22 protein-coding genes are annotated in these 21,082 nt (G+C 40.4%); 15 read left to right on the plus strand and 7 right to left on the minus strand.

What is annotated here, in order from left to right; genetic code table 11:
* Window positions 1–35: 35 nt before the first annotated feature.
* The 7 genes from malK to C6344_RS10235 all read left to right on the plus strand — a co-directional run bounded on the left by malK (window position 36) and on the right by C6344_RS10235 (window position 9,021).
* Window positions 36–1,637, plus strand: coding sequence for a malate sensor histidine kinase MalK (gene malK, locus C6344_RS10205; protein ID WP_034659806.1), 1,602 nt, complete (start codon window positions 36–38; stop codon window positions 1,635–1,637).
* Window positions 1,630–2,337, plus strand: coding sequence for a response regulator (locus C6344_RS10210; protein ID WP_066030473.1), 708 nt, complete (start codon window positions 1,630–1,632; stop codon window positions 2,335–2,337). The genes malK and C6344_RS10210 overlap by 8 nt, the downstream gene beginning before the upstream one ends.
* Window positions 2,338–2,731: 394 nt before the next feature.
* Window positions 2,732–3,814, plus strand: a complete 1,083-nt coding sequence (locus C6344_RS10215; RefSeq protein WP_034659810.1) for a BMP family lipoprotein — start codon at window positions 2,732–2,734, stop codon at window positions 3,812–3,814.
* Between the two features lie 159 nt (window positions 3,815–3,973).
* Window positions 3,974–5,509, plus strand: coding sequence for an ABC transporter ATP-binding protein (locus C6344_RS10220; RefSeq protein WP_060597206.1), 1,536 nt, complete (start codon window positions 3,974–3,976; stop codon window positions 5,507–5,509).
* Complete coding sequence (locus tag C6344_RS10225; RefSeq protein WP_003212654.1) at window positions 5,502–6,548, plus strand: ABC transporter permease; 1,047 nt, start codon at window positions 5,502–5,504, stop codon at window positions 6,546–6,548. The genes C6344_RS10220 and C6344_RS10225 overlap by 8 nt, the downstream gene beginning before the upstream one ends.
* Window positions 6,549–7,508, plus strand: a complete 960-nt coding sequence (locus C6344_RS10230) for an ABC transporter permease (protein WP_060597207.1) — start codon at window positions 6,549–6,551, stop codon at window positions 7,506–7,508.
* A gap of 175 nt (window positions 7,509–7,683) precedes the next feature.
* Window positions 7,684–9,021 carry a 2-hydroxycarboxylate transporter family protein gene (locus tag C6344_RS10235; RefSeq protein WP_003213451.1) on the plus strand — a complete coding sequence of 446 codons (1,338 nt, stop codon included), beginning with the start codon at window positions 7,684–7,686 and terminating at the stop codon, window positions 9,019–9,021.
* 72 nt (window positions 9,022–9,093) lie between these two features.
* On the opposite strand, the gene C6344_RS10240 is transcribed toward C6344_RS10235, so the two are convergent.
* On the minus strand, window positions 9,094–9,303 hold the full coding sequence (locus C6344_RS10240) for a hypothetical protein (protein WP_012011099.1): 210 nt from the start codon (window positions 9,301–9,303) through the stop codon (window positions 9,094–9,096).
* A 219-nt stretch (window positions 9,304–9,522) separates the two neighbouring features.
* On the opposite strand from C6344_RS10240, the gene C6344_RS10245 reads away from it, so the two are divergent.
* From C6344_RS10245 to mnhG, 7 genes are read left to right on the plus strand one after another with little or no spacing between them, the layout of a single operon-like run.
* A complete protein-coding gene (locus C6344_RS10245; RefSeq protein WP_106072924.1) occupies window positions 9,523–11,928 on the plus strand; it encodes a Na+/H+ antiporter subunit A in 2,406 nt (801 codons plus the stop codon).
* A complete protein-coding gene (locus C6344_RS10250; protein ID WP_106043633.1) occupies window positions 11,925–12,356 on the plus strand; it encodes a Na(+)/H(+) antiporter subunit B in 432 nt (143 codons plus the stop codon). Before C6344_RS10245 ends, C6344_RS10250 begins: the two co-directional genes overlap by 4 nt.
* Window positions 12,356–12,697, plus strand: coding sequence for a Na(+)/H(+) antiporter subunit C (locus tag C6344_RS10255; protein ID WP_066030469.1), 342 nt, complete (start codon window positions 12,356–12,358; stop codon window positions 12,695–12,697). The genes C6344_RS10250 and C6344_RS10255 overlap by 1 nt, the downstream gene beginning before the upstream one ends.
* A complete protein-coding gene (locus C6344_RS10260) occupies window positions 12,690–14,168 on the plus strand; it encodes a Na+/H+ antiporter subunit D (RefSeq protein WP_066030468.1) in 1,479 nt (492 codons plus the stop codon). Before C6344_RS10255 ends, C6344_RS10260 begins: the two co-directional genes overlap by 8 nt.
* Before the next feature lie 6 nt (window positions 14,169–14,174).
* Window positions 14,175–14,654 carry a Na+/H+ antiporter subunit E gene (locus C6344_RS10265; protein ID WP_066030467.1) on the plus strand — a complete coding sequence of 160 codons (480 nt, stop codon included), beginning with the start codon at window positions 14,175–14,177 and terminating at the stop codon, window positions 14,652–14,654.
* A complete protein-coding gene (locus tag C6344_RS10270; protein ID WP_012011105.1) occupies window positions 14,654–14,935 on the plus strand; it encodes a Na(+)/H(+) antiporter subunit F1 in 282 nt (93 codons plus the stop codon). Before C6344_RS10265 ends, C6344_RS10270 begins: the two co-directional genes overlap by 1 nt.
* On the plus strand, window positions 14,919–15,293 hold the full coding sequence (mnhG, locus tag C6344_RS10275) for a monovalent cation/H(+) antiporter subunit G (RefSeq protein WP_003213369.1): 375 nt from the start codon (window positions 14,919–14,921) through the stop codon (window positions 15,291–15,293). The genes C6344_RS10270 and mnhG overlap by 17 nt, the downstream gene beginning before the upstream one ends.
* A gap of 107 nt (window positions 15,294–15,400) precedes the next feature.
* Here the strand turns inward: mnhG and C6344_RS10280 are convergent, their stop codons facing one another.
* The 6 genes from C6344_RS10280 to degQ form a co-directional block, all read right to left on the minus strand.
* Entirely contained in the window at window positions 15,401–15,790 is a 390-nt protein-coding gene (locus C6344_RS10280) for a hotdog fold thioesterase (protein WP_106071459.1), read from the minus strand.
* Between the two features lie 23 nt (window positions 15,791–15,813).
* On the minus strand, window positions 15,814–16,455 hold the full coding sequence (gene comA / locus C6344_RS10285) for a two-component system response regulator ComA (protein WP_058013793.1): 642 nt from the start codon (window positions 16,453–16,455) through the stop codon (window positions 15,814–15,816).
* Between the two features lie 80 nt (window positions 16,456–16,535).
* Window positions 16,536–18,842, minus strand: coding sequence for an ATP-binding protein (locus C6344_RS10290; RefSeq protein ID WP_106071458.1), 2,307 nt, complete (start codon window positions 18,840–18,842; stop codon window positions 16,536–16,538).
* Between the two features lie 13 nt (window positions 18,843–18,855).
* A complete protein-coding gene (gene comX, locus C6344_RS10295) occupies window positions 18,856–19,038 on the minus strand; it encodes a competence pheromone ComX (RefSeq protein WP_317615021.1) in 183 nt (60 codons plus the stop codon).
* A complete protein-coding gene (locus C6344_RS10300; RefSeq protein WP_106071456.1) occupies window positions 19,007–19,930 on the minus strand; it encodes a polyprenyl synthetase family protein in 924 nt (307 codons plus the stop codon). The genes comX and C6344_RS10300 overlap by 32 nt, the downstream gene beginning before the upstream one ends.
* A gap of 151 nt (window positions 19,931–20,081) precedes the next feature.
* Window positions 20,082–20,222, minus strand: coding sequence for a degradation enzyme regulation protein DegQ (degQ, locus tag C6344_RS10305; RefSeq protein WP_003213123.1), 141 nt, complete (start codon window positions 20,220–20,222; stop codon window positions 20,082–20,084).
* 505 nt (window positions 20,223–20,727) lie between these two features.
* Here degQ and C6344_RS10310 point away from each other — a divergent pair.
* Complete coding sequence (locus C6344_RS10310; RefSeq protein WP_060597216.1) at window positions 20,728–21,081, plus strand: YuzC family spore coat inner layer protein; 354 nt, start codon at window positions 20,728–20,730, stop codon at window positions 21,079–21,081.
* The last annotated feature ends 1 nt before the right edge of the window (window position 21,082 follow it).

A 21,082-nucleotide genomic window follows, 5' to 3' on the forward strand; every position in this document is an offset into this window, starting at 1 on the left:
CTATTACGAAAAAATCGTGCGTTAGGGGTATACTCGTGAAAAAAACATTAAGACTGCAAACACGGCTGACGATTTTTGTTTGTATCGTTGTCCTGATCTCCCTTTGTATCACATTCTTTACGATCTGGTCGGAAACAGCTAAGAACATTCATCAACAGGAACGTGACATCGCCCTCTCCACTGCCAAAATGGTCGCAGAGGCTCCGATCACAGCGAAATCATTAGAAGAAAATCGATCATATTCAGTACTTCGTCAATATACAACAAGTGTTCAGCGAATCACCAAAACCGAATTCGTTGTCGTGATGGATATGAACGGTATTCGAAAAACCCATCCAAATCCGCAGAAGATCGGGAAGCGGTTTGCTGGCGGTGATGAAAAACCAGCATTACAGGGTAAAGAACATATTAGTACGGCTTCTGGAACACTTGGCAGATCCATGCGTGCTTTTGTTCCTGTTTATGATCAAGATGGAAAGCAGCTCGGGGCTGTGGCAGTAGGGATTACGTTAAAGGAAATTGACTTGATTATTCATCAAAGCTTACTTCCGCTCTACTTCGTCATATCGCTCAGCCTTCTTTCTGGTATCATCGGAGCACTCATTGTGGCACGAAAAGTGAAGAAAATTATGTTTGGACTAGAGCCAGATGAGATCGCTACATTATTAAAAGAACGAAGCGCCATGCTAGAATCAACAAAAGAAGGGATTCTTGCGGTCGATCAGCACGGTAAAATCAAGCTGGCCAACGCTGAAGCCAAACGGCTCTTTCATAATATGGGCATTATGGTTGATCCTAGAGAACAAGATGTTCAGGTGCTCCTCCCTTCAAGCGGCTTAAAGCAAGTCATTGAAACACGCAAGCCGCTGCTTGACCGCGACGTGAGAATGAACGGACTGGAGCTCGTCTTTAACGAGGTCCCGATTACGGTTAAAGGCGAGATTGTTGGGGCAATCGCCACCTTCCGTGACAAAACAGAAGTCAAACACTTGGCTGAGCAGCTGAGCGGAGTCAAAATGTATGCAAATGCCCTCCGTGCCCAGTCACATGAATTTATGAACAAGCTTCATGTCATTTTAGGACTGGTTCAGCTCAAAAACTACGATGACCTTGGCACCTATATCAAAGATATTGCGATCTATCAGCAAACGGAAACAAATGAAATCATCAACCATGTGAAAAACTCTGTTTTAGCAGGATTTTTACTAGGAAAACAAAGCTACATCAGGGAACAAGGCGCGACCTTAGAAGTCATATGCAGCACACAAGTCCCAAATTCAGAGGACCCAGCAGTGACGCATGATCTCATTACCGTGATTGGCAACCTGTTAAATAACGCACTCGATGCTGTTTCTCATACTGAGACGAAAAACATCTCAATCTCATTCCGATACGTCCAGGAGCAGCTTCATATTGAGATTACGGACACAGGTGTTGGTCTCACAAAAGACGAACAAGACATCATGTTTGATCAAGGCTTTTCAACTAAAGGAGAAGACAGAGGATTCGGTCTCTACTTTGTTGACCAAAGCATCAAAAAATTGAACGGACACCTGATTGTCACGAGTGAAAAAGGAGAAGGAACGACCTTTAGTCTCCGCATTCCGTATAAACAAAAGGAGGATTCACATGATTAATGTGTTAATAGTAGAAGACGACCCAATGGTTGGGGAGCTGAACAAACGCTACCTGACCCAAATAGACGGTTTTGAATTAATAGGGATTGCCACCTCTTTTCAGCAGGCACTGGACATCTTAAAAACAGAAGCCATTCACCTTGTACTGCTCGATATTTATATGCCTGGACAAAATGGACTGGTCCTATTATCAGAAATACGCAAACAAAATCATTCTGTTGATGTCATTGTCATTTCAGCTGCCAATGAAGTCGACGTGATCCAGCAAACGATGCGAAACGGGGCCGTTGATTATTTAATCAAGCCATTTGAGTTTGAACGTTTCCAATCAGCGCTCTCAGAGTATAAACGTAAACACGCCTTGTACCAAACGATGAACAGCATCTCGCAAAATGATTTAGATGCGAAGCTCTTTCATAAAAAAGCAGAGACAGAAAAAGTCCTTCTGCCAAAAGGCCTGACCAAAAGCACACTCAAACTCATCTGGACAAGTATTCAATCATTCGGTCATCAAGCTTTCACGACCGAAGACCTAGCAAATCATACAGAAATCTCTCAAGTCTCCATTAGAAAATACTTGAAATTCCTTGAGGACATCGAAGTAGTTGATGTCGAAATGGCATACGGGACAATTGGACGTCCTGTTTTCCAATATAAACTCAGTACAACAAATATGAATTTGATTCAGCAATATCTATAATTTGACACATCTGACCTTTTACAGAGGCCAGATGTTTTTTTATGGCACACGATGTCACAAACCCCTTGATATCAGCGGTTCCACTGTAGTAGAGCACATCACAAAAGCGGCATTATATCATATTTCAGCAGATAAAAAGACATCGAATTTAGCCTTTTAACATTTTTTTTAAAATAAAACAAATTTCTATTTATTTATTCGATTGGAAATGATAAATTATGATTGATTAGTTCAACGAGATATAAGTCTGATGTCTTACATCTTCTCTCCTGCCCTCCACAAGTTTCAGGAGAAAGCAGGATAAAATACCCTATTCAGAAGGGTAAGAAGAGGTAGAACGGTCTTTTTTCGCGAGACTTTTCTGAAACTTTTAAATTTTATAGGGGGTTATGTTTTGAAGAAGCGCAAAATTGGACTAGCATTGTCCTTAGTCGTAGCAGCAGGAACCATCCTTGGAGCATGCGGCAACTCTGGCTCAAACAGCGGTGAAAGCAAAAAAGATAAAGATCAATTCACTGTTGCAATGGTAACTGATGTCGGTGGTGTCGATGACAAATCATTTAACCAATCAGCTTGGGAAGGTTTACAAGCTTTTGGGAAAGACAACAATTTAAAAAAAGGTAAAAACGGCTTTGATTACTTACAATCTAAATCAGACGCTGACTATACAACGAACTTAAACACACTTGCTCGTGAGAAATTCGACCTGATTTATGGAATTGGTTTCTTAATGCAAGATTCTATTAGTGAAATCGCAGATCAACGTAAAAATAATCACTTTGGTATTGTTGATGCAGTTGTGAAAAAAGACAACGTAGCCAGCATTATGTTTAACGAAAATGAAGGATCATTCCTTGTAGGTGTTGCGGCTGCTCTTTCTACAAAATCGAACAAAATCGGTTTTGTTGGCGGCGTTGACTCTGAATTAATCAGAAAATTCGAAGTTGGATTCCGTGCAGGCGTTGAAGCAGCTAACCCGAAAGCAAAAGTGGAAGTGAAATATGCTGGTGCATTCGATAAAGCAGACATCGGTAAAGCAACAGCTGAAAGCATGTACAAATCTGGCGTCGACATCATTTATCACGCAGCTGGCGGTACTGGAACTGGTGTCTTCACAGAAGCGAAAAACCTGAAAAAAGCTGATCCTAACCGTAAAGTTTGGGTTATTGGTGTAGATAAAGACCAGTATGACGAAGGAAAAGTACCTGGAACAAAACAAAGTGTCACTCTTACTTCTATGATTAAGAAAGTAGACACAGCGGTACAAGACTTAACAACGAAAGCAAAAGAAGGTAAATTCCCTGGCGGCGAAGTGATCACTTACGGTCTGAAAGAAGGCGCTGTTGACATTTCTCCATCTCAGGACAACCTTGATAAAGATGTATTGAAGAAAGTAGAAGAATGGAAACAAAAAATCATCAAGGGTGAAGTCAAAATCCCTGCAACACGTGATGAACTAAAAGATTTTAAAGCTTAATTTGAGCATCGGGATAAGCGCGCCTTATCCCCTTGCCTCTCCTTTACCTCCTCTTTATTCGTAAAAGGTGGTAAAAGAAAAGCTGCAGCCTCGCTTTGCAGCTTTTCTTTTGCTAGTTTTTATCTTTATCAGCACCCTAAAAAAGGAGCGGTTAAACCTGTGGATTATGTCATTGAAATGTTGAATATACGCAAAGAGTTCCCTGGCATTGTAGCAAACGACAACATTACGCTGCAGCTAAAAAAGGGCGAAATTCATGCGCTGCTTGGTGAAAACGGCGCTGGAAAATCAACGCTTATGAACGTGCTTTTCGGACTGTATCAGCCTGAAAAAGGTGAAATCAAGGTACACGGAAAACCTGTGACCATCTCTAGTCCAAATGATGCTAGTGATTTAGGCATCGGTATGGTGCATCAACACTTTATGCTTGTCGATACATTCACCGTCGCTGAAAACATCATCTTAGGAAAAGAGCCTAAGAAGTTTGGAAAGATCGACAAAGAACAAGCCATACAGCAAGTACAAGAGCTTTCTGACCGCTATGGTTTAAAAATAGACCCTGCCGCAAAAGTATCTGACATCTCTGTCGGCATGCAGCAGCGTGCAGAAATCTTAAAAACACTTTACCGCGGCGCTGACATTTTGATCTTCGACGAACCAACAGCCGTCTTAACACCTCAAGAAATCAAAGAACTCATACAAATTATGAAAAACTTAATCAATGAAGGCAAATCCATTATTTTAATTACCCATAAGCTGAAAGAAATTATGGATGCCTGTCACCGTGTGACCATTATCCGAAAAGGCCAAGGCATTCGTACACTTGATGTGGAAAGCACAAATAAAGATGAACTTGCGAGCCTCATGGTCGGTCGTGAAGTTTCATTTAAAACAGACAAAAAAGACGCCTCCCCTGCTGAGGAAGTGCTTCAAATTCAAGACCTTACGGTAAAAGACGCGCGAGGAATTGAGGCAGTCAAACATCTCAACCTCTCAGTGAAGGCTGGCGAAATTGTCGGAATTGCTGGAGTAGATGGCAATGGTCAATCTGAATTAATTGAAGCCATTACTGGTCTAAAAAAATCAGAGTCTGGCACGATCAAGCTAAACGGGAAAGCCATTCAAAACCTTCCGCCTCGGAAGGTGACCGAATCTGGAATTGGACATATTCCTCAAGACCGTCATAAACACGGACTTGTGCTTGATTTTTCAATTGGAGAAAATATTTCCTTACAAACGTATTATCAGCGCCCATACTCAAAATTTGGCTTGATGAATATGAAAAATATTTACCAAAAAGCAAAACGAATCATTGCGGAGTATGACGTAAGAACACCGAGTGAATATACAGAGGCACGCGCCCTGTCAGGCGGGAACCAGCAAAAAGCCATTATTGGCCGAGAAGTTGACCGCAATCCTGATTTATTAATTGCCGCTCAGCCGACACGAGGACTTGATGTTGGTGCAATTGAATTTGTTCATAAGCGTCTGATTGAGCAAAGGGACTCAGGGAAAGCCGTCCTGCTCATCTCCTTTGAGCTTGATGAAATTATCAATGTCAGTGATAAGATCGCTGTTATTTTCGAAGGCAGCATTATCGCCATCGTTGATCCAAAAGAAACAACAGAGCAAGAGCTTGGTCTATTAATGGCTGGAAGTACGCAACAGGAAGTGGGGAACGAAGCAAATGTCTAATCGCTTAACAAATCTGCTAATTCCGCTTATAGCCATTGTACTTGGTCTTTTTGTTGGGGCCATTATTATGCTGGCAAGCGGTTATAGTGTCATCGAAGGCTATGGCGCCCTTTGGAATGGCGTCTTCGGTGAAACCTATTATATGGGAGAAACCATCAGACAAGTCACGCCTTACATTTTATCAGGACTTGCTGTTGCTTTTGCATTTCGAACAGGTCTCTTTAATATCGGTGTAGAAGGTCAAATGCTGATTGGCTGGGTAGCTGCTGTATGGATCGGTACAACTGTCCATGCACCTATGTATATCCATCTGCCGCTTGCACTCATCACCGCAGCTGCTGCTGGTGCATTATGGGGCTTTATTCCTGGGTTTTTAAAGGCTCGTTTTTATGTTCATGAAGTGATTGTCACGATCATGATGAACTACATTGCCCTTCATGTTACAAACTATTTGATCTCAAATGTCTTAACAAATAATAAAGATAAAACAGAAAAAATCGATGCCACTGCCTCGCTTCGCTCTGGATTTTTTGAACAAATTACCGATTTCTCCCGGATGCACAATGGTATTTTTGTTGCCATTATAGCTGCGGTCGTGATGTGGGTCATTATTCAAAAAACCTCTAAAGGCTTTGAATTGCGGGCTGTTGGAATGAACCAGCAGGCATCCCATTATGCTGGTATGAACGTTCGTCGCAATATCATTTATGCGATGCTGATTTCAGGTGCTTTTGCAGGTCTTGCAGGCGCAATGGAAGGTCTTGGCACATTTGAATATGCCTCAATTAAAGGCTCGTTTACCGGTGTAGGTTTTGATGGAATCGCCGTCGCTTTATTAGGTGGAAATACTGCTGTTGGTGTTGTTCTTGCTGCGCTGCTGCTTGGTGGATTGAAGGTCGGTGCTTTAAATATGCCGCTTGAATCTGGCGTACCGACTGAGGTCGTTGATATTGTCATTGCGATCATTATTCTTTTCGTCGCCTCAAGCTATATTATCCGTCTTGTGATGAACCAAATGAAAAAAAAGGGGGGAAAATAAGTGGGATTTCTGCAAATTCTTGAAATCATCGTCCCAGCTACACTTGTCTATGCTGCACCACTTATTTTAACCGCTCTTGGAGGCGTCTTTTCAGAAAGATCAGGTGTTGTGAATATCGGTCTTGAAGGTTTGATGGTCGTCGGAGCATTTTCTAGTATTATCTTTAACTTATTTTATGCTGATACGTTTGGGGCGTTGACCCCGTGGCTTGGGCTCCTCGTCGGAATGGCAATCGGCGGATTGTTCTCTTTGATTCATGCAGTTGCAACCATTACATTCCGGGCAGATCAAACGGTCAGTGGTGTTGCCATTAACATGCTGGCACTTGGCGCTACGCTGTTTGTCGTGAAACTCATTTACGGGAAAGCACAAACAGATAAAATTACAGAGCCTTTCTATAAAGGTGATATTCCCCTTTTAAGTGACATTCCGATAATTGGCGATATATTCTTTAAAGATGTTTATTATACATCCATACTCGCATTAGCGCTTGCGGTTGTTGCTTGGTTTGTTTTATTTAAAATGCCGTTTGGTCTTCGTCTTCGTGCAGTCGGAGAACATCCAATGGCTGCTGATACAATGGGAATCAAAGTGTACCGGATGCGCTATATCGGCGTCTTTATTAGTGGACTGTTTGGTGGTCTTGGCGGAGCTGTTTATGCGTCGACCATCGCACTTGATTTCTCACATGCTACCATTACTGGACAAGGCTTCATCGCACTAGCTGCGCTTGTCTTCGGTAAATGGCACCCATTCGGCGCAATGGGCGCTGCTTTATTCTTTGGATTTGCTCAAAGTTTAAGCATCATTGGCTCTCTCCTGCCGCTATTCCAAGATATACCGAACGTGTATATGCTCATTGCACCATATGTGCTTACCATCCTAGCACTCACTGGCTTCATCGGCCGGGCAGATGCACCGAAAGCACTTGGGACCCCTTATTTAAAAGGAAAACGATAAATACGATGTATGATCAATCCCCTGAAGGATAAACTACCTTCAGGGGATTTTTGTATGATAAAAACATAAAAACTCCTGTTTATTTTACTTTTATTACACTTAATTTAGTTTAATAAATAGATGAGTGTCACAGAATCTTCTACAATTGAGACAAATAGCATTTGGGGGTGTTTATGTGGCTAATACACAACAATTGAAATCGATTACAGACGATTCTGACAATAATAAAAGCGTTTTCCGTAAGATCATGTCTTGGAAAATTGGTGTTATTGACTTACCTGTGTATTTAGTACTTGCAGCGATTATTTTAACTGCCGCTTATTTTAATAAAATTCCAGCAAATATGCTTGGTGGTTTCGCTGTTATTATGATTTTGGGGATTTTCCTTGGAGATATAGGACAACGTATTCCGATCTTAAAAGATATTGGTGGACCGGCGATTCTTTCTTTATTCGTACCATCGTTCTTGGTCTTTTTTCATGTTCTGAATCCGAACTCGTTGGAAGCGGTTACGTCTCTTATGAAAACGTCGAACTTCCTTTACTTCTATATTTCTGCTCTTGTAGTAGGTAGTATTCTTGGGATGCAGCGAACTGTTTTAGTACAAGGCCTTATTCGTATGTTTGTTCCTCTTGTTGCAGGTACAATTGCAGCTGTGACTGCTGGAATTCTTGTTGGTCTTTTAGTTGGTTACACACCGCATCATTCGTTCTTCTTTATTATTGTTCCGATTATTGCCGGTGGTGTTGGTGAAGGAATTTTGCCATTATCTATTGCTTATTCACAAATTCTTGGTGTATCAGCAGAGTCATTAATTTCTCAATTAATTCCTGCTGCCGTCATTGGGAACGTCATTGCCATTATCTGTGCTGGCGCAATGAAGAAGCTTGGTGAAAAACGTCCTGAACTAAACGGGAATGGCCGTCTTGTAAAATCAAAAGAGGCAAATGAAATTTTTGAACAGCCTGATATGGATCCAAAAGTTGATTTCGGGTTAATGGGTGCTGGTGTACTCGTTGCTTGTACAACGTTCATTTTTGGTGGTTTGTTAGAAAGCTTTGTTCATATTCCAGGTCCAATCTTAATGATTGTACTTGCCGCTTTAATCAAATACTTAAACGTGATGCCTCAGCATCTGCAAGATGGCTCACAGCAGTTCTACAAGTTTGTATCAAGAAGCTTTACATGGCCGCTTATGGTCGGTCTCGGAATTCTATACATTCCACTTGATGATGTAGCAACAGTGATTTCTATTCCATTTGTTTGTGTATGTATCGCTGTCGTTCTTGGAATGGTTGGTTCAGGTTACTTCGTTGGGAAATTGATGAACATGTACCCAGTAGAATCTGCGATTGTGACAGGCTGTCACAGCGGACTTGGCGGTACTGGTGACGTTGCGATCCTTTCAGCTTCTGGAAGAATGGGTCTGATGCCTTTCGCACAAGTATCTACACGTCTTGGCGGAGCAGCAACTGTGATCTGCGCAACAATCTTACTTAGAATGTTTACTTAATCAAACAATAAAAAGCATGGGCTCTATTACGGGCACATGCTTTTTTTATATTTCTTTTCTCCTATAAGGGTTTTATTCTTCGGCAGAGACCACGCGTATATATTCTCTTGGCTGGAATGGATATTGTCTTGCCTCTTGATAGGTCATATAGAGAAGATGTTCTGAAAACAACGGCCATTCACTTTCCGCCTGCCACCTTTTTTGATCATTTCGTTCTATGAAGAATGCTCCTCCTAAAATCGTGCAGAATATGCTTAAGCTGATGCCCGCTTTTAGTTTCATGTAATCAGCTCCTTTAAGAAAAGCATGTACGAAATACAAAACAATATACAATGAGTTTCATTTTTGATAAAATATTTTTTGTGGTCAAAAGAACTCAAAACAAATACAGTTTACTGTAAATCAGTTCAAACCAATGCACTATGTCTGTATTTACGCTATAATTTTATTTACCAGTTCTTTAGAACGTGAATTTATATTGATTGAAGGAGGTTTATTTTCTTGCAGCTTATTCACTTCGCCATCCTATCGCCTTTTTTGCTTGCGTTTGTTGTGCCTTTTCTTTTTAAATACGTAAAGCGTATACATACAGGGTGGTTTGTTCTTATCTTGCCTATTCTATTATTTAGCTATTTTGTCCAGATGATTACGATGACATCAAATGGACGAACGTTATTTTCACAGGTCGAATGGATTCCTTCTCTAGGAATGAATTTCACTGTGTATGTAGACGGTCTTAGTTTGTTATTTGCGCTATTGATTACAGGTATTGGCGCACTTGTCGTCTTGTACAGTATTTTCTACTTATCGAAGGAAAAAGAACAACTCGGCTCTTTTTATACGTATTTGTTAATGTTTATGACCGCTATGCTCGGTGTCGTTCTATCTGACAACATGGTGGTTCTTTACTTGTTTTGGGAGCTAACGAGTATTTCTTCCTTCCTCTTAATTGGGTATTGGTATAAGCGGGAACGCTCTAGATATGGAGCAACCAAATCACTGCTTATTACTGTTTTTGGCGGATTAGCTATGCTTGGTGGCTTCATCCTCATCTACCTGATAACTGATTCATTCAGTATTCGTGAAGCAGTCAATCAGCTTCAGCTCATTATGGCATCACCTTACTTTATCCCTGCCATGATTCTGATCTTACTTGGTGCCTTTACGAAATCAGCGCAGTTCCCATTTTATATCTGGCTGCCTGATGCAATGGAAGCACCTACCCCTGTGAGCAGTTATCTGCATTCTGCTACGATGGTGAAAGCTGGTATTTATCTTGTTGCCCGCTTCAGTCCAATCTTTGCTATTTCAGAGGTGTGGTTTTGGACCATATCCATCGTTGGACTTGTGACATTATTTTGGGGATCATTCCACGCCGTTCGTCAAAACGATTTAAAAGCCATTCTTGCCTTTTCTACCGTTAGTCAGCTCGGGATGATTATGCTTATGCTGGGTGTAGGAGCAGCTGCGATTCATGAAAACAATCCTGCCTATTTCGGCGCGGCCGTTCTCGCTGCGATTTTCCATTTAATTAATCATGCCACGTTTAAAGGCAGTCTCTTTATGGCGGCTGGTATCATTGATCACGAAACCGGCACTCGGGACATTCGGAAGTTAGGCGGTTTAATGACCATTATGCCGATTACCTTTACGATTACGTTAATCGGTACATTTTCAATGGCTGGTCTTCCACCATTTAATGGTTTCTTAAGTAAAGAGCTGTTTTTCACAAGTATGATACGCATTTCTGAAATCAGCTTTACAGATATTTCGACATGGGGCACTATTTTTCCAGCAATTGCTTGGCTCGCTAGTGTCTTTACGTTCATTTACAGTATGATGCTTCTCTTTAAAACATTTAGAGGCAATCTTCAGTTAGATCAATTAGAGAAAAAGCCGCATGAAGCACCGATTGGTATGCTCATCCCGCCAATTATCCTTGCTGCACTTGTGGTCACCTTTTTCTTCTTCCCAAATATTCTAGCTTATTCTGTCATTGAACCTGCAATTGCAGCCATTATTCCAGATGCGATTGATCCAGGAAAACGGTTTGTTGTCAAAATTGAGGCATGGCACGGCTTCCTGCCAGAGGTATATATGACAATAGGTGTTGTCGCTTTAGGAATTATCGGATATTTGACGTTGTCAAAATGGCGTCCGATATATAATATATTCAAGAAAAAATGGTCATTTAACTCCTTATATGACCGTTCACTCATAGGCTTAGAAAAAGGCTCCTATCGTCTAACAAGCAGCTATATGACTGGTTTCCTTCGTGATTACCTTGTCTATGTGTTTGGGTTCATGATTATCGTGCTTGGGAGTGTCATGTTTTATCAGAATGCCTTCTCATTTAATATGGAGCATGCTGCTCCAATCGGCACGTACGAGGTCATTCTGTCATTAGTGATGATAGCAGCAACCCTCACGACTGTGTTTGCTCGTTCTCGCTTAACAGCCATTATCGGGCTAGGTGTCATGGGGTATACGCTGTCACTATTTTTTGTTATTTTCAGGGCACCTGACCTTGCCCTCACCCAGTTAATTATTGAAACAATTTCTGTGGCACTGTTTTTACTTTGCTTCTATCACTTGCCAAAGCTGAGCATGAAGCAAAAAACAAGGAAATTTAAAATGACCAATCTCATTATTTCAGTAGGTGTTGGTGTCATTGTGACATGCCTTGCTTTCGCTTCAACAAGCAATCAGTCACTTGATACGATTGCGTCTTACTTTATTGAAAACAGCTACAAGCTTGCAGGCGGAGACAACATTGTCAATGTCATCCTTGTTGATTTCAGGGGCTTTGATACACTGTTTGAAATTACCGTGCTGGCGATTGCGGCACTTGGTATCTATGGATTATTAAAGACACAAGGAAAACGGAAGAGAGGAGTGCGCCGATGAGAAAAATTGATACGAATGATATGCTTTTACAAGTCACAACCAAAATCACTGCATTTATCATCCTGCTCTTCTCCCTTCACCTATTTCTTGCGGGACATAACAATCCAGGCGGAGGATTTATTGGCGGATTAATGAGTGCCAGCGCTGTCGTCCTTCTGCTCTTAGCCTACGATCTGAAGACAGTAAGACGCATTCTGCCGTTCAACTTTATCTATGTTGCAGGTGTGGGGCTGCTCATTGCGCTATTGACTGGTATGGGATCTTTCCTGTTCGGCGCACCTTTCCTATCCCATACCTTTGGTTATTTTCAATTACCGATTTTAGGGAAAACAGAGCTGGCAACAGCCGTCCTGTTTGATATCGGTGTGTATTTGGTTGTTGTCGGTGTCACCATGACCATTATTCAAACGATTGGAGAGAAGGAATAATGGAATTTCTAATGTCTATTCTCGTCGGAATTATCTTTATGACGGCGACCTATTTACTGCTTTCAAAAAGCCTTTTGCGGGTCATCGTCGGTACTGCTGTTTTGAGCCACGGCGTCCATTTACTTCTATTAACAATGGGCGGCTTAAAAAAAGGAGCTCCTCCCATTTTAACTGAGGGGATTACCTCCTATGTAGATCCATTGCCACAAGCATTAATTTTAACGGCTATTGTCATTTCGTTTGGTGTGACATCATTTCTACTCGTCATGGCCTTCCGAGCCTTCCAAGAGCTGCGAACAGATGACATGGATCAAATGAGAGGAAATGATCAGCATGAATAATCTCGTTATATTACCTATTTTGATACCAGTTCTATCCGCTACATTGCTGATTTTTATGAATAAAAATATCATGCTGTCTAGAGGTTTTAGCGTTTTTGCGTCTCTTACAGCGATCGCGTGCAATCTATTTTTGGTCCAAACGATTTTCACAAATGGGATTCAAACACTTTATTTGGGCGGCTGGAAAGCACCATTTGGCATTGCGCTTGTGGCCGATCAGTTTGCTGCACTGCTCGTACTGACCGCTTCCATTGTTGGGCTTGTCACAGTGCTTTTTTCCTTTCAAACAATTGGAAAGGAAAGAGAGCGGCTGTTCTATTATTCTGGCGTACAGTTCTTGTTAGCTGGCGTGAGCGGTGCCTTTTTAACAGGAGATATCTTCAACCTGTTTGTATTCTTTGAATTGCTGCTGATGGCGTCATACATGCTCATTGTGCTGGGTGGATCAAAACCGCAGCTTCGTGAATCACTCAAATACATTGTGTTTAACATCATCTCATCGGCTTTATTTATCGTCGGTGTCGCTTGTTTATATGCCGTCACTGGTACATTGAATATGGCTGATTTAAGTGTGAAGATCGCTGAATCAGGGCAAACAGGATTAATCACTGTCATTTCCATTCTGTTCATGATTGTATTTGGCTTAAAAGCTGGGATCTTCCCGCTTTATTTCTGGCTTCCAGGGTCGTATCATGCACCGCCTGCAGCGATTTCCGCTCTATTTGGCGCTTTGCTGACAAAGGTTGGCTTGTATGCGATTGCCAGAGTCTTTACGTTAATTTTTATACACGATACAGGGTTCACTCATACATTTATGGCGTGGCTGGCCGCACTGACGGTGATATTTGGTGTGATTGGCTCAATTGCCTATTCCGATGTGCAAAAGATCGTGATTTATAACATTGTGACAGCGGTCGGGGTCATTTTATTTGGAATTGCAGCCAATACTCCTGCATCACTCCAAGGGGCCATTTATTATCTCATTCACGATATGGTCATCAAAGGGGCTTTATTTATGCTGGCAGGTGCACTCTTTGTGTACGCTGGCACAAACAATCTGAAAAAGATGGGCGGGCTGATTCAATCACAGCCACTTCTTGGCTGGATGTTTTTCATATCAGCATTATCCCTTGCAGGAATTCCGCCGCTTAGCGGGTTTGTAGGAAAACTGAAAATTGTGGAAGGCGGCTTTTCAGCTGGGCTTATGACTTTTTCTATCCTTGTCTTACTATCCAGCCTTCTTGTCCTTTATAGTGTCATGAGGATTTTTATGCTCGCATTTTGGGGCGAGGAACAGGATCTGCCAAGAAGAAAACCGTCAATTAAAGGAATGGTGTACCCTGGCGTACTGCTTGTCGTCTTATCGCTTGCGATTGGATTAGGAACAGAGTTCATTGCTCCTTACATCAATCAAGCAGCGGAAATGCTCTCAACACCAGAAAAATATATTCAAGCTGTGCTGAAGGAGTAGATGAACATGGCCTTTCAAATATTATTAAACGCTCTCCTCGCCTTTACATGGATGTTTATGAATGATACATACACGGCCTCAGGCTTTGTATCAGGGTTTATACTTGGGATGGTTGCCATTTTTATGCTGCGCCGTTTCTTCCCGCAACGTTTTTATGGCTTTGCACTTTATGCCATTTTCAAGCTCGTTTTGATTTTTATTCGGGAGCTGCTTCTTGCCAATTTAAGTGTACTAAAGACCGTATTATCTCCAAAGCTCACAATTAAGCCCGGTATTTTCGCCTTTCGTACGGACTTGAAAATGGATTGGGAAATTACCATACTTTCTAACATGATTACTTTGACACCAGGTACACTAGTCATTGATATTTCTGATGATCGTTCGATTTTATACATTCATGCGATGGATATTGAAGATGCGGAAAAAGCCATTCACGATATCCGGGTTTCATTTGAAAAAGCGATTCAGGAGGTGAGTGGTAAGTAATGGAGATCATATTACAAATTTCACTTGGCATTCTTGCACTGTCCACCCTTCTTTTTGTTATACGAGTTATCAAAGGTCCCTCTATTCCTGATCGTGTAAGTGCGCTTGATGCGATAGGAATCAATTTAATTGGGATGACAGCCATCGTTTCCATTTTGCTGAAAACGACAACGTTCTTTGAAATTATTTTACTGCTCGGTATCCTTGCCTTTATCGGCACTGTCGCTTTTTCCAAATTCCTTGAGAAAGGGGAAGTGATTGAAAATGATCGTCATCGCTAAAGCTATTGTCATTTTCTTCATCCTGCTTGGCGCCATCCTTTGTCTTATTTCAGCCATTGGCGTCCTTCGCCTGCCGGATGTTTATACACGTATGCATGCTGCATCAAAAGCATCGACACTTGGTGTTGTCCTCATATTAGTTGGGGTATTCTTTCACGAATGGTTTCTTGCAGGCATTATTTCTGCGAAGATTCTACTTGGGATTGTCTTTATCTTTTTAACAGCTCCGGTCGGCGCACACTTGATCGGAAGAGCCGCCTACAATACTGGAGTCAAGATGGACAAACGAAGTGTACAAGATGATTATGGTGGTTTTCGTAACTTCGTGATTAAACGAAAAGAAGACTCGTACTTATAAACCGAAAGAAGGGCCTCACATGTGAGGTCCTTCTTTTATTTCTATAAAAAAACCATTTTATGGATCAATCCAACCTAAAAAAAGCTTCCGCTGCACCGGGAGCTTTTTTATATGCGATCAATGATAGCAAGTGTGCATCTTGACGTACAGATGTGCCGATCTCGATCATCTTTAATATCAATTTGAAATACCATTGTACGGCGCCCTACATGTACAGGAACAGCCGTCGCTGTCACTACTCCATCACGTACAGATTTTAAATGATTGGCATTGATTTCAATCCCTGAGCAAACTTGCTGAGTTAAGTCTAAATGAGCCGCAGCCCCCATGCTTGCCACTGTTTCTGCTAGAGCAGCAGATGCTCCTCCGTGCAGCAGTCCAAATGGCTGTTTTGTTCTGTGATCGACTGGCATTGTCGCTACGCATCGTGACTCATTACACTCTACAATCTCAATCCCCAGTGCCTCAAGCAGTGTATTTGATCCACTCACTTCCATCAGGGTTCTCTCCCTTCACACGTTTACAGCACACTTTCAGATTTTGCAATTAACACCGCTTCGGTTCGAGAGCCAACATTCAGCTTATTAAAGATGGACGTCAAGCTGTATTCAATCGAGCGTTTGCTCAAATGAAGCACATCGGCAATCTCTTGGTTCGTGTATCCTTTTTCCACTTCTCTGAGGATCAAACACTCTCGCTCTGTTAACAGCTCGTGATCGGTCTGCTGCGCCTGTTCTGGCTTTTCTTGCTGCTGTGAAATTAATTTCTTTAAATAGGATAGCTGAATGACAACTTCTCCTTGCAATGTGCGGTGTATGTATTCAATAATTTTGTCTTTTGTCTCTGTTTTACTAATTGCACCGTGCAATCCAGCCCGAATGGCCTCTTCAAAATAATCATCTACTTCATACCCTGTATAAATGATAATTTTCACTTGTTGGTTGGTTTCTAGAATTTGTTTCGCAATGTCCATTCCATTGATATCCCCGAGATTTAAATCCATCAAAATCACATCATAGATGGAAAAGTCATGCGTCTTTAAAAAGGCGGCTTCTGCATCAGGACTTAAACAATCGACTGATAGCTGCTGATCTGATTCTAATATGCTTTTTGTCCCTTCCATGACAGCCGGATGATCATCAATGACCAATATCTTCTTCATGTCTTCCTCCCTTTAAATCACTCACTTCCATTTTATATAAAAGACTTGGCAGATGCCAAGTCTTATTCCTTAATAAATCGTTACAATTCCATTTCAATTTTCACCTTCAGCCCTTTTTCTGGGGCTGTGTGAATGTGAAACTTCCCATTTAACGCCTTGACTCGTTCTCTGATTCCCGAGAGGCCCATGCTCATGGTGTGCTGATCAAGATGGCTTGCATCAAAACCGACTCCATCATCCTCGTAGTGAAGAACAACCTGATCTTTAATACAAATCAGCATCACAAGCACTTGGCTGGCTTGAGAATGTTTCAAGGCATTGGATAACAGCTCCTGAACAATCCGGTAAATATTGAGCTGGGAGTCAATATCAATGTCCAGCTCCTTATCAAAGCGAGTCGTATTCAGCCGGATATGAAACGGTGCTTCCTCCTGGATTTGAGAAGTCAGCTTCGACATCGCCTTGACTAAACCTAAATCGTACAGCAGCTGCGGCCGAAGTTCATGACATGTTTCTCTCGTGGTTTGAATCACCTTAGACATTTGTTCATTCCATGAGATAAGCGATTGTTCAATAGACGTTGGGCATTGATCGTTTTGGAAATTCGTTAAAAACATCTCTGACTGTCTTTTCAGCGATATCAAATCCTGCAGCACGGAATCATGAAGATCCCTCGCTAAATCGGAGCGCTGCTTTTCTTCCATCGCAAACATGACTTTTTTCAGCCAAGCAGGGTTCGCTTCACGCTGCTTCAAATCTTCAAGATGCTCCATCAATTCTTCGATCTTGACGACATTTTCTAAACTGACACTTGTGTAAAAAGCCAATGTTTTCAGCCAAGAAATCTCATCACGCGTCAATTTCGGTGTCTGTAAATTGGATAAACAGCAAATCATAAACGAGTGACCGCCCCGCTCGCCAATTTTCATCATAAACCCTTTATCAAGCTCAATGATTTTCCCGACTTCCCCTAAAATATCCTGAAATTGATCCACATACTCTTTCCATAGATTGCTATCACCTGAAGATTCATCAATCTCTTCAATCTGCCCATCTGGCTTCACTTCAAGCACAAAGGCTTTATTAACAACAAGCACTTCTAAAATGGTGTATTTCAAATGATACAGCACTTGATGAAGTGATGACGCCTCACGAATAAGCTGCGTAAATTTAAACACGCTGTCCTGGTAATTATGCTTCTCTGAAAAACGCTTCAACCGGAAGCGGAAATCAATGATTTCTTTGAAATAGAAGACAGTTAGCATAAGAATATACGTGATAATCGTAAATTTCACTGTATAAAAATTTGCAGTTGGCTTTTGTATAAAATCAAAAATAATAACGACTAGTATCGTTGGTGTTATCGCTAAAAGACCATAGTATTTAATCCTTCCCATGAAAAAATCAACATTATACAACTTATTTGACATAAATTGATAGACTAAGAAAAAAGGAATTAATAGAACGAATGATGCAACAACATAGGGTGAAATAAAATATATACCAAAAAAATAAGGAATGATAAAAAACAGCATAAATGGACTGAACGATGAGATTAAAATGAGTGCAAATGCTCGAAGAACATTGCTGACTGCATTGTCTTTTAATTTCTTAGCCGCTATTATAGTGATAATAATTGAAATGAAACACAGAATAAAAAATGAAAGTAAATTGACATATGCTAATAGATTAATTGGCTCTTCTTTATTTTTATAGAATAAATCTAATAAGATGTTAGTAACTGGAACTAGATACAAACTAAAAAGAACTCGCCGACGAATAATCTTTGTTCCTAATTCTTTTAAATATTGATACATAAAGTGCATATATAGTGGAGGTACACTATTCATTGTAGCGATTACGAGAACGCGACTAATAGCCTCTCCTTTTCCAGAACCACCAGAGCTTACATAGCCTATAGAAACTGCCAAAAGAAATAAAGCTAAAATATATGCGGACGTTTTTTTGTTAGCTTTATTAAATTTTAAAATCATAAATATACAAAATAGACTGATTGAGTAAAGAATGACTGGGATTAGATAAATAAAAAGATTCTCTTGACTTAATAACCTTACATTTTCTAAAGAAATTTTATCACCGTGTCTATCAACGACTAAACTTTTAACATTAGCTAAAAAACCTCTTCTAACTTCTTCAACTGGTTTTTCATTACCGTTCACTTCAAGTATGATATCGCCTTTTCTAACACCAGCAAGATAGCTGTCTGTAAAATTATCGACATCCACTACTTCAAGTTGACCGTGACTATTTACTTTAACAGCTGCTCCCACAAAAATATTAAACACGTTGATATAAGAGATGTAAATCACATAGATGAAGCTAAGAATAACTAATATAACTGTTAACTTAGAGTAAAACTTTCTCATAATATTTATCTACTCATCCAGCAGTTTTCCATATGATTGATCTAATGGCGTCTTCTTTTTGGAATCCCTCAACAATAATACTCGCAGTCACTTGATCAACGTGAAGTAACGATGCATTTCCATTAGTAACTTGCTTTAACGCCGAGGGGTTTCCCACTAGATAACTAACCAGTTTCTGAATGTTCATCTTCTCCATCTCCAATTAAAAATAGTAACAGCTTTTCCTTTTTAGAAGCCTCTAAATGTAGCTTCTTGAATGATTCTTTAAACTTATTTCTGAGGAGGTTTCTCATAATAAATACATATTGTTGAACACCAGATTCTTTTAATTTATCCTTGAATTCTTCAGAACCGATGCTCTTATTCTCTGATTGATAATAACTGAGCAAGCCTGAACTGGATGGGTTAAATTCATTTTTTAAATAGACAAGCGGTAATGTTTGCATTCTTTTAAAATCAATATTCTCTTTATTAAAAAGACCTAAATAGTCATTTTCAAGCTGTTCCGCCATTCCAAGATAATACGCATATTCTTCTACATTCTTTTCAAAAGAACCTGTTGCCAAAATAACCCCTAACACACAGGGTAACACAAATAGTGATCCTGCTTTTGACTTCATGATATTTAAACAATCCTGCTCATTCTCCGGCTCCAGTGTCATATCAACATGTTGTCCTTGCATTGATTGAATGGCATAAGAATATACACTGTGTAAAAGTTCCGTTGCATGCTCAAGTTTTGAAAAGGCTTCAAAACTCAATGTAAAAAGAACATTTGCCGCATTAATTGCAATTCCGCTCTGACACTTCATCCAAGGATACGAATCTTTATCCTGATCTTCAATATCATCTAATATATCGGCTGATAAAGTGAGAAGTTCAATCCCTGCTGCCAATTGTGTAATCGCTTGCTTGTCTTGTCCGCCAAATGCCTCATAATGCTTGTAAGCCAATTGCCCAAAGGGAAATTCATTCTTTATATCCGTAAATTCTAGAAGCAGTTGTTGTAAATCCTTCTGCCTGACTGCATGTTGAATAAAATCAGACATATTCTGCTTGATTTTTGTATTCTCTAGATAGTTTAGCATACTCGGTCTTGTACCTCACCCTTCCGCCTTTTATTTTACTAAAAAGACATGAGCAAATGTCCACTGACATCACTATTTAACAATTATATAATAATATATCCTTTTTTTGTATGTATTTGGATAAAAAAAAGACTTGATGATTATCAAGTCTTTAAGAAATTTTCACATATTCATATTTGTCGTATTGATCAATGCTTTTGTTAATGTTATGAAGAGAAGCCGTTGTTTCTCTAATTTCGTTTTCAAGTTTCCATAATAATTGTTTAAGTTCTTCGATTTCATACTTTTCCATCGATTCCACTCTCCTTTTTTGGAAGATCAATGTATTTGTGTATGGTGATTGGGTCATAAGTATTTGATCTGTTACTAACAGTGTAAATGTAATTGAGTATTTTTTCACCGAAAAGTATGCACAAAATGTGTGCGTGATACCGCAAAATTCAATAGGTCTTTTTTCATCATTTTCTGACTTTTCAAATCATACTTTTATCTCAATTTCAAAGGAACTGCGTCATTTTTGCGACAAGAATAGGCATCATTCGTCACACTTTTCTCACATAAGAACGTATGATCCCTTCCATATCCTCGGTTTTGCGTGTTATAGGTCAGACGACAGACCCTATTGTGGACACCGCAATTTTTTGGCGACATTCACCGAAATTGACCGCAAAAGTACCTATTTTTATGTTGGATTTATAAAGATAGAAAGATCATTTTGATTCTTTATTCTGATTTTCTACATACATTTAGAACAGATATCCGTCCAATTTCACGTCAATGAGAGAAGAGGTGACCATATGTTTTACTATGTTCCTTATCCTGCTTTGCAGGTCCCCGCAATGAGCCATGCATACCCGCGCACACCTATGACTTTTCCTCCAGTAGATGCCCACTCGTTTCAACGAGCCGCAAAAGAATCAGCCCGACTTGTTGCTGATGCTTCACTCATTACACAACAGATTTCCAGCTCGCTTTCATTTGCACAGCGCATCATGGAGGCTGCTGAGCGCTCTGATTCGACAAGTGTCATCCGGATGCTGAAGCAAATCGGTGTGAAAAGTGGCATTGACATCCGCTTTAGTCCAGAAGGCATTCGTATCTACTTGTCTCTCGCCTCTAGCAGACTTTTTCTTCTTTTACAGTGGGCATAAC

This window comes from Bacillus sp. GBSW19 (assembly GCF_002998655.1).
Lineage (GTDB): Bacteria > Bacillota > Bacilli > Bacillales > Bacillaceae > Bacillus.

Bases quoted from the DNA above. Each gene is read 5' to 3' on its own strand.
- C6344_RS10210 (WP_066030473.1), top strand. From the start codon at position 1,630: ATGATTAATGTGTTAATAGTAGAAGACGACCCAATGGTTGGGGAGCTG.
- C6344_RS10225 (WP_003212654.1), top strand. From the start codon at position 5,502: ATGTCTAATCGCTTAACAAATCTGCTAATTCCGCTTATAGCCATTGTA.
- C6344_RS10240 (WP_012011099.1), bottom strand. From the start codon at position 9,303: ATGAAACTAAAAGCGGGCATCAGCTTAAGCATATTCTGCACGATTTTA.
- C6344_RS10250 (WP_106043633.1), top strand. From the start codon at position 11,925: ATGAGAAAAATTGATACGAATGATATGCTTTTACAAGTCACAACCAAA.
- C6344_RS10255 (WP_066030469.1), top strand. From the start codon at position 12,356: ATGGAATTTCTAATGTCTATTCTCGTCGGAATTATCTTTATGACGGCG.
- C6344_RS10260 (WP_066030468.1), top strand. From the start codon at position 12,690: ATGAATAATCTCGTTATATTACCTATTTTGATACCAGTTCTATCCGCT.
- C6344_RS10265 (WP_066030467.1), top strand. From the start codon at position 14,175: ATGGCCTTTCAAATATTATTAAACGCTCTCCTCGCCTTTACATGGATG.
- C6344_RS10270 (WP_012011105.1), top strand. From the start codon at position 14,654: ATGGAGATCATATTACAAATTTCACTTGGCATTCTTGCACTGTCCACC.
- mnhG (WP_003213369.1), top strand. From the start codon at position 14,919: ATGATCGTCATCGCTAAAGCTATTGTCATTTTCTTCATCCTGCTTGGC.
- C6344_RS10280 (WP_106071459.1), bottom strand. From the start codon at position 15,790: ATGGAAGTGAGTGGATCAAATACACTGCTTGAGGCACTGGGGATTGAG.
- comA (WP_058013793.1), bottom strand. From the start codon at position 16,455: ATGAAGAAGATATTGGTCATTGATGATCATCCGGCTGTCATGGAAGGG.
- C6344_RS10290 (WP_106071458.1), bottom strand. From the start codon at position 18,842: ATGAGAAAGTTTTACTCTAAGTTAACAGTTATATTAGTTATTCTTAGC.
- comX (WP_317615021.1), bottom strand. From the start codon at position 19,038: ATGGAGAAGATGAACATTCAGAAACTGGTTAGTTATCTAGTGGGAAAC.
- C6344_RS10300 (WP_106071456.1), bottom strand. From the start codon at position 19,930: ATGCTAAACTATCTAGAGAATACAAAAATCAAGCAGAATATGTCTGAT.
- degQ (WP_003213123.1), bottom strand. From the start codon at position 20,222: ATGGAAAAGTATGAAATCGAAGAACTTAAACAATTATTATGGAAACTT.
- C6344_RS10310 (WP_060597216.1), top strand. From the start codon at position 20,728: ATGTTTTACTATGTTCCTTATCCTGCTTTGCAGGTCCCCGCAATGAGC.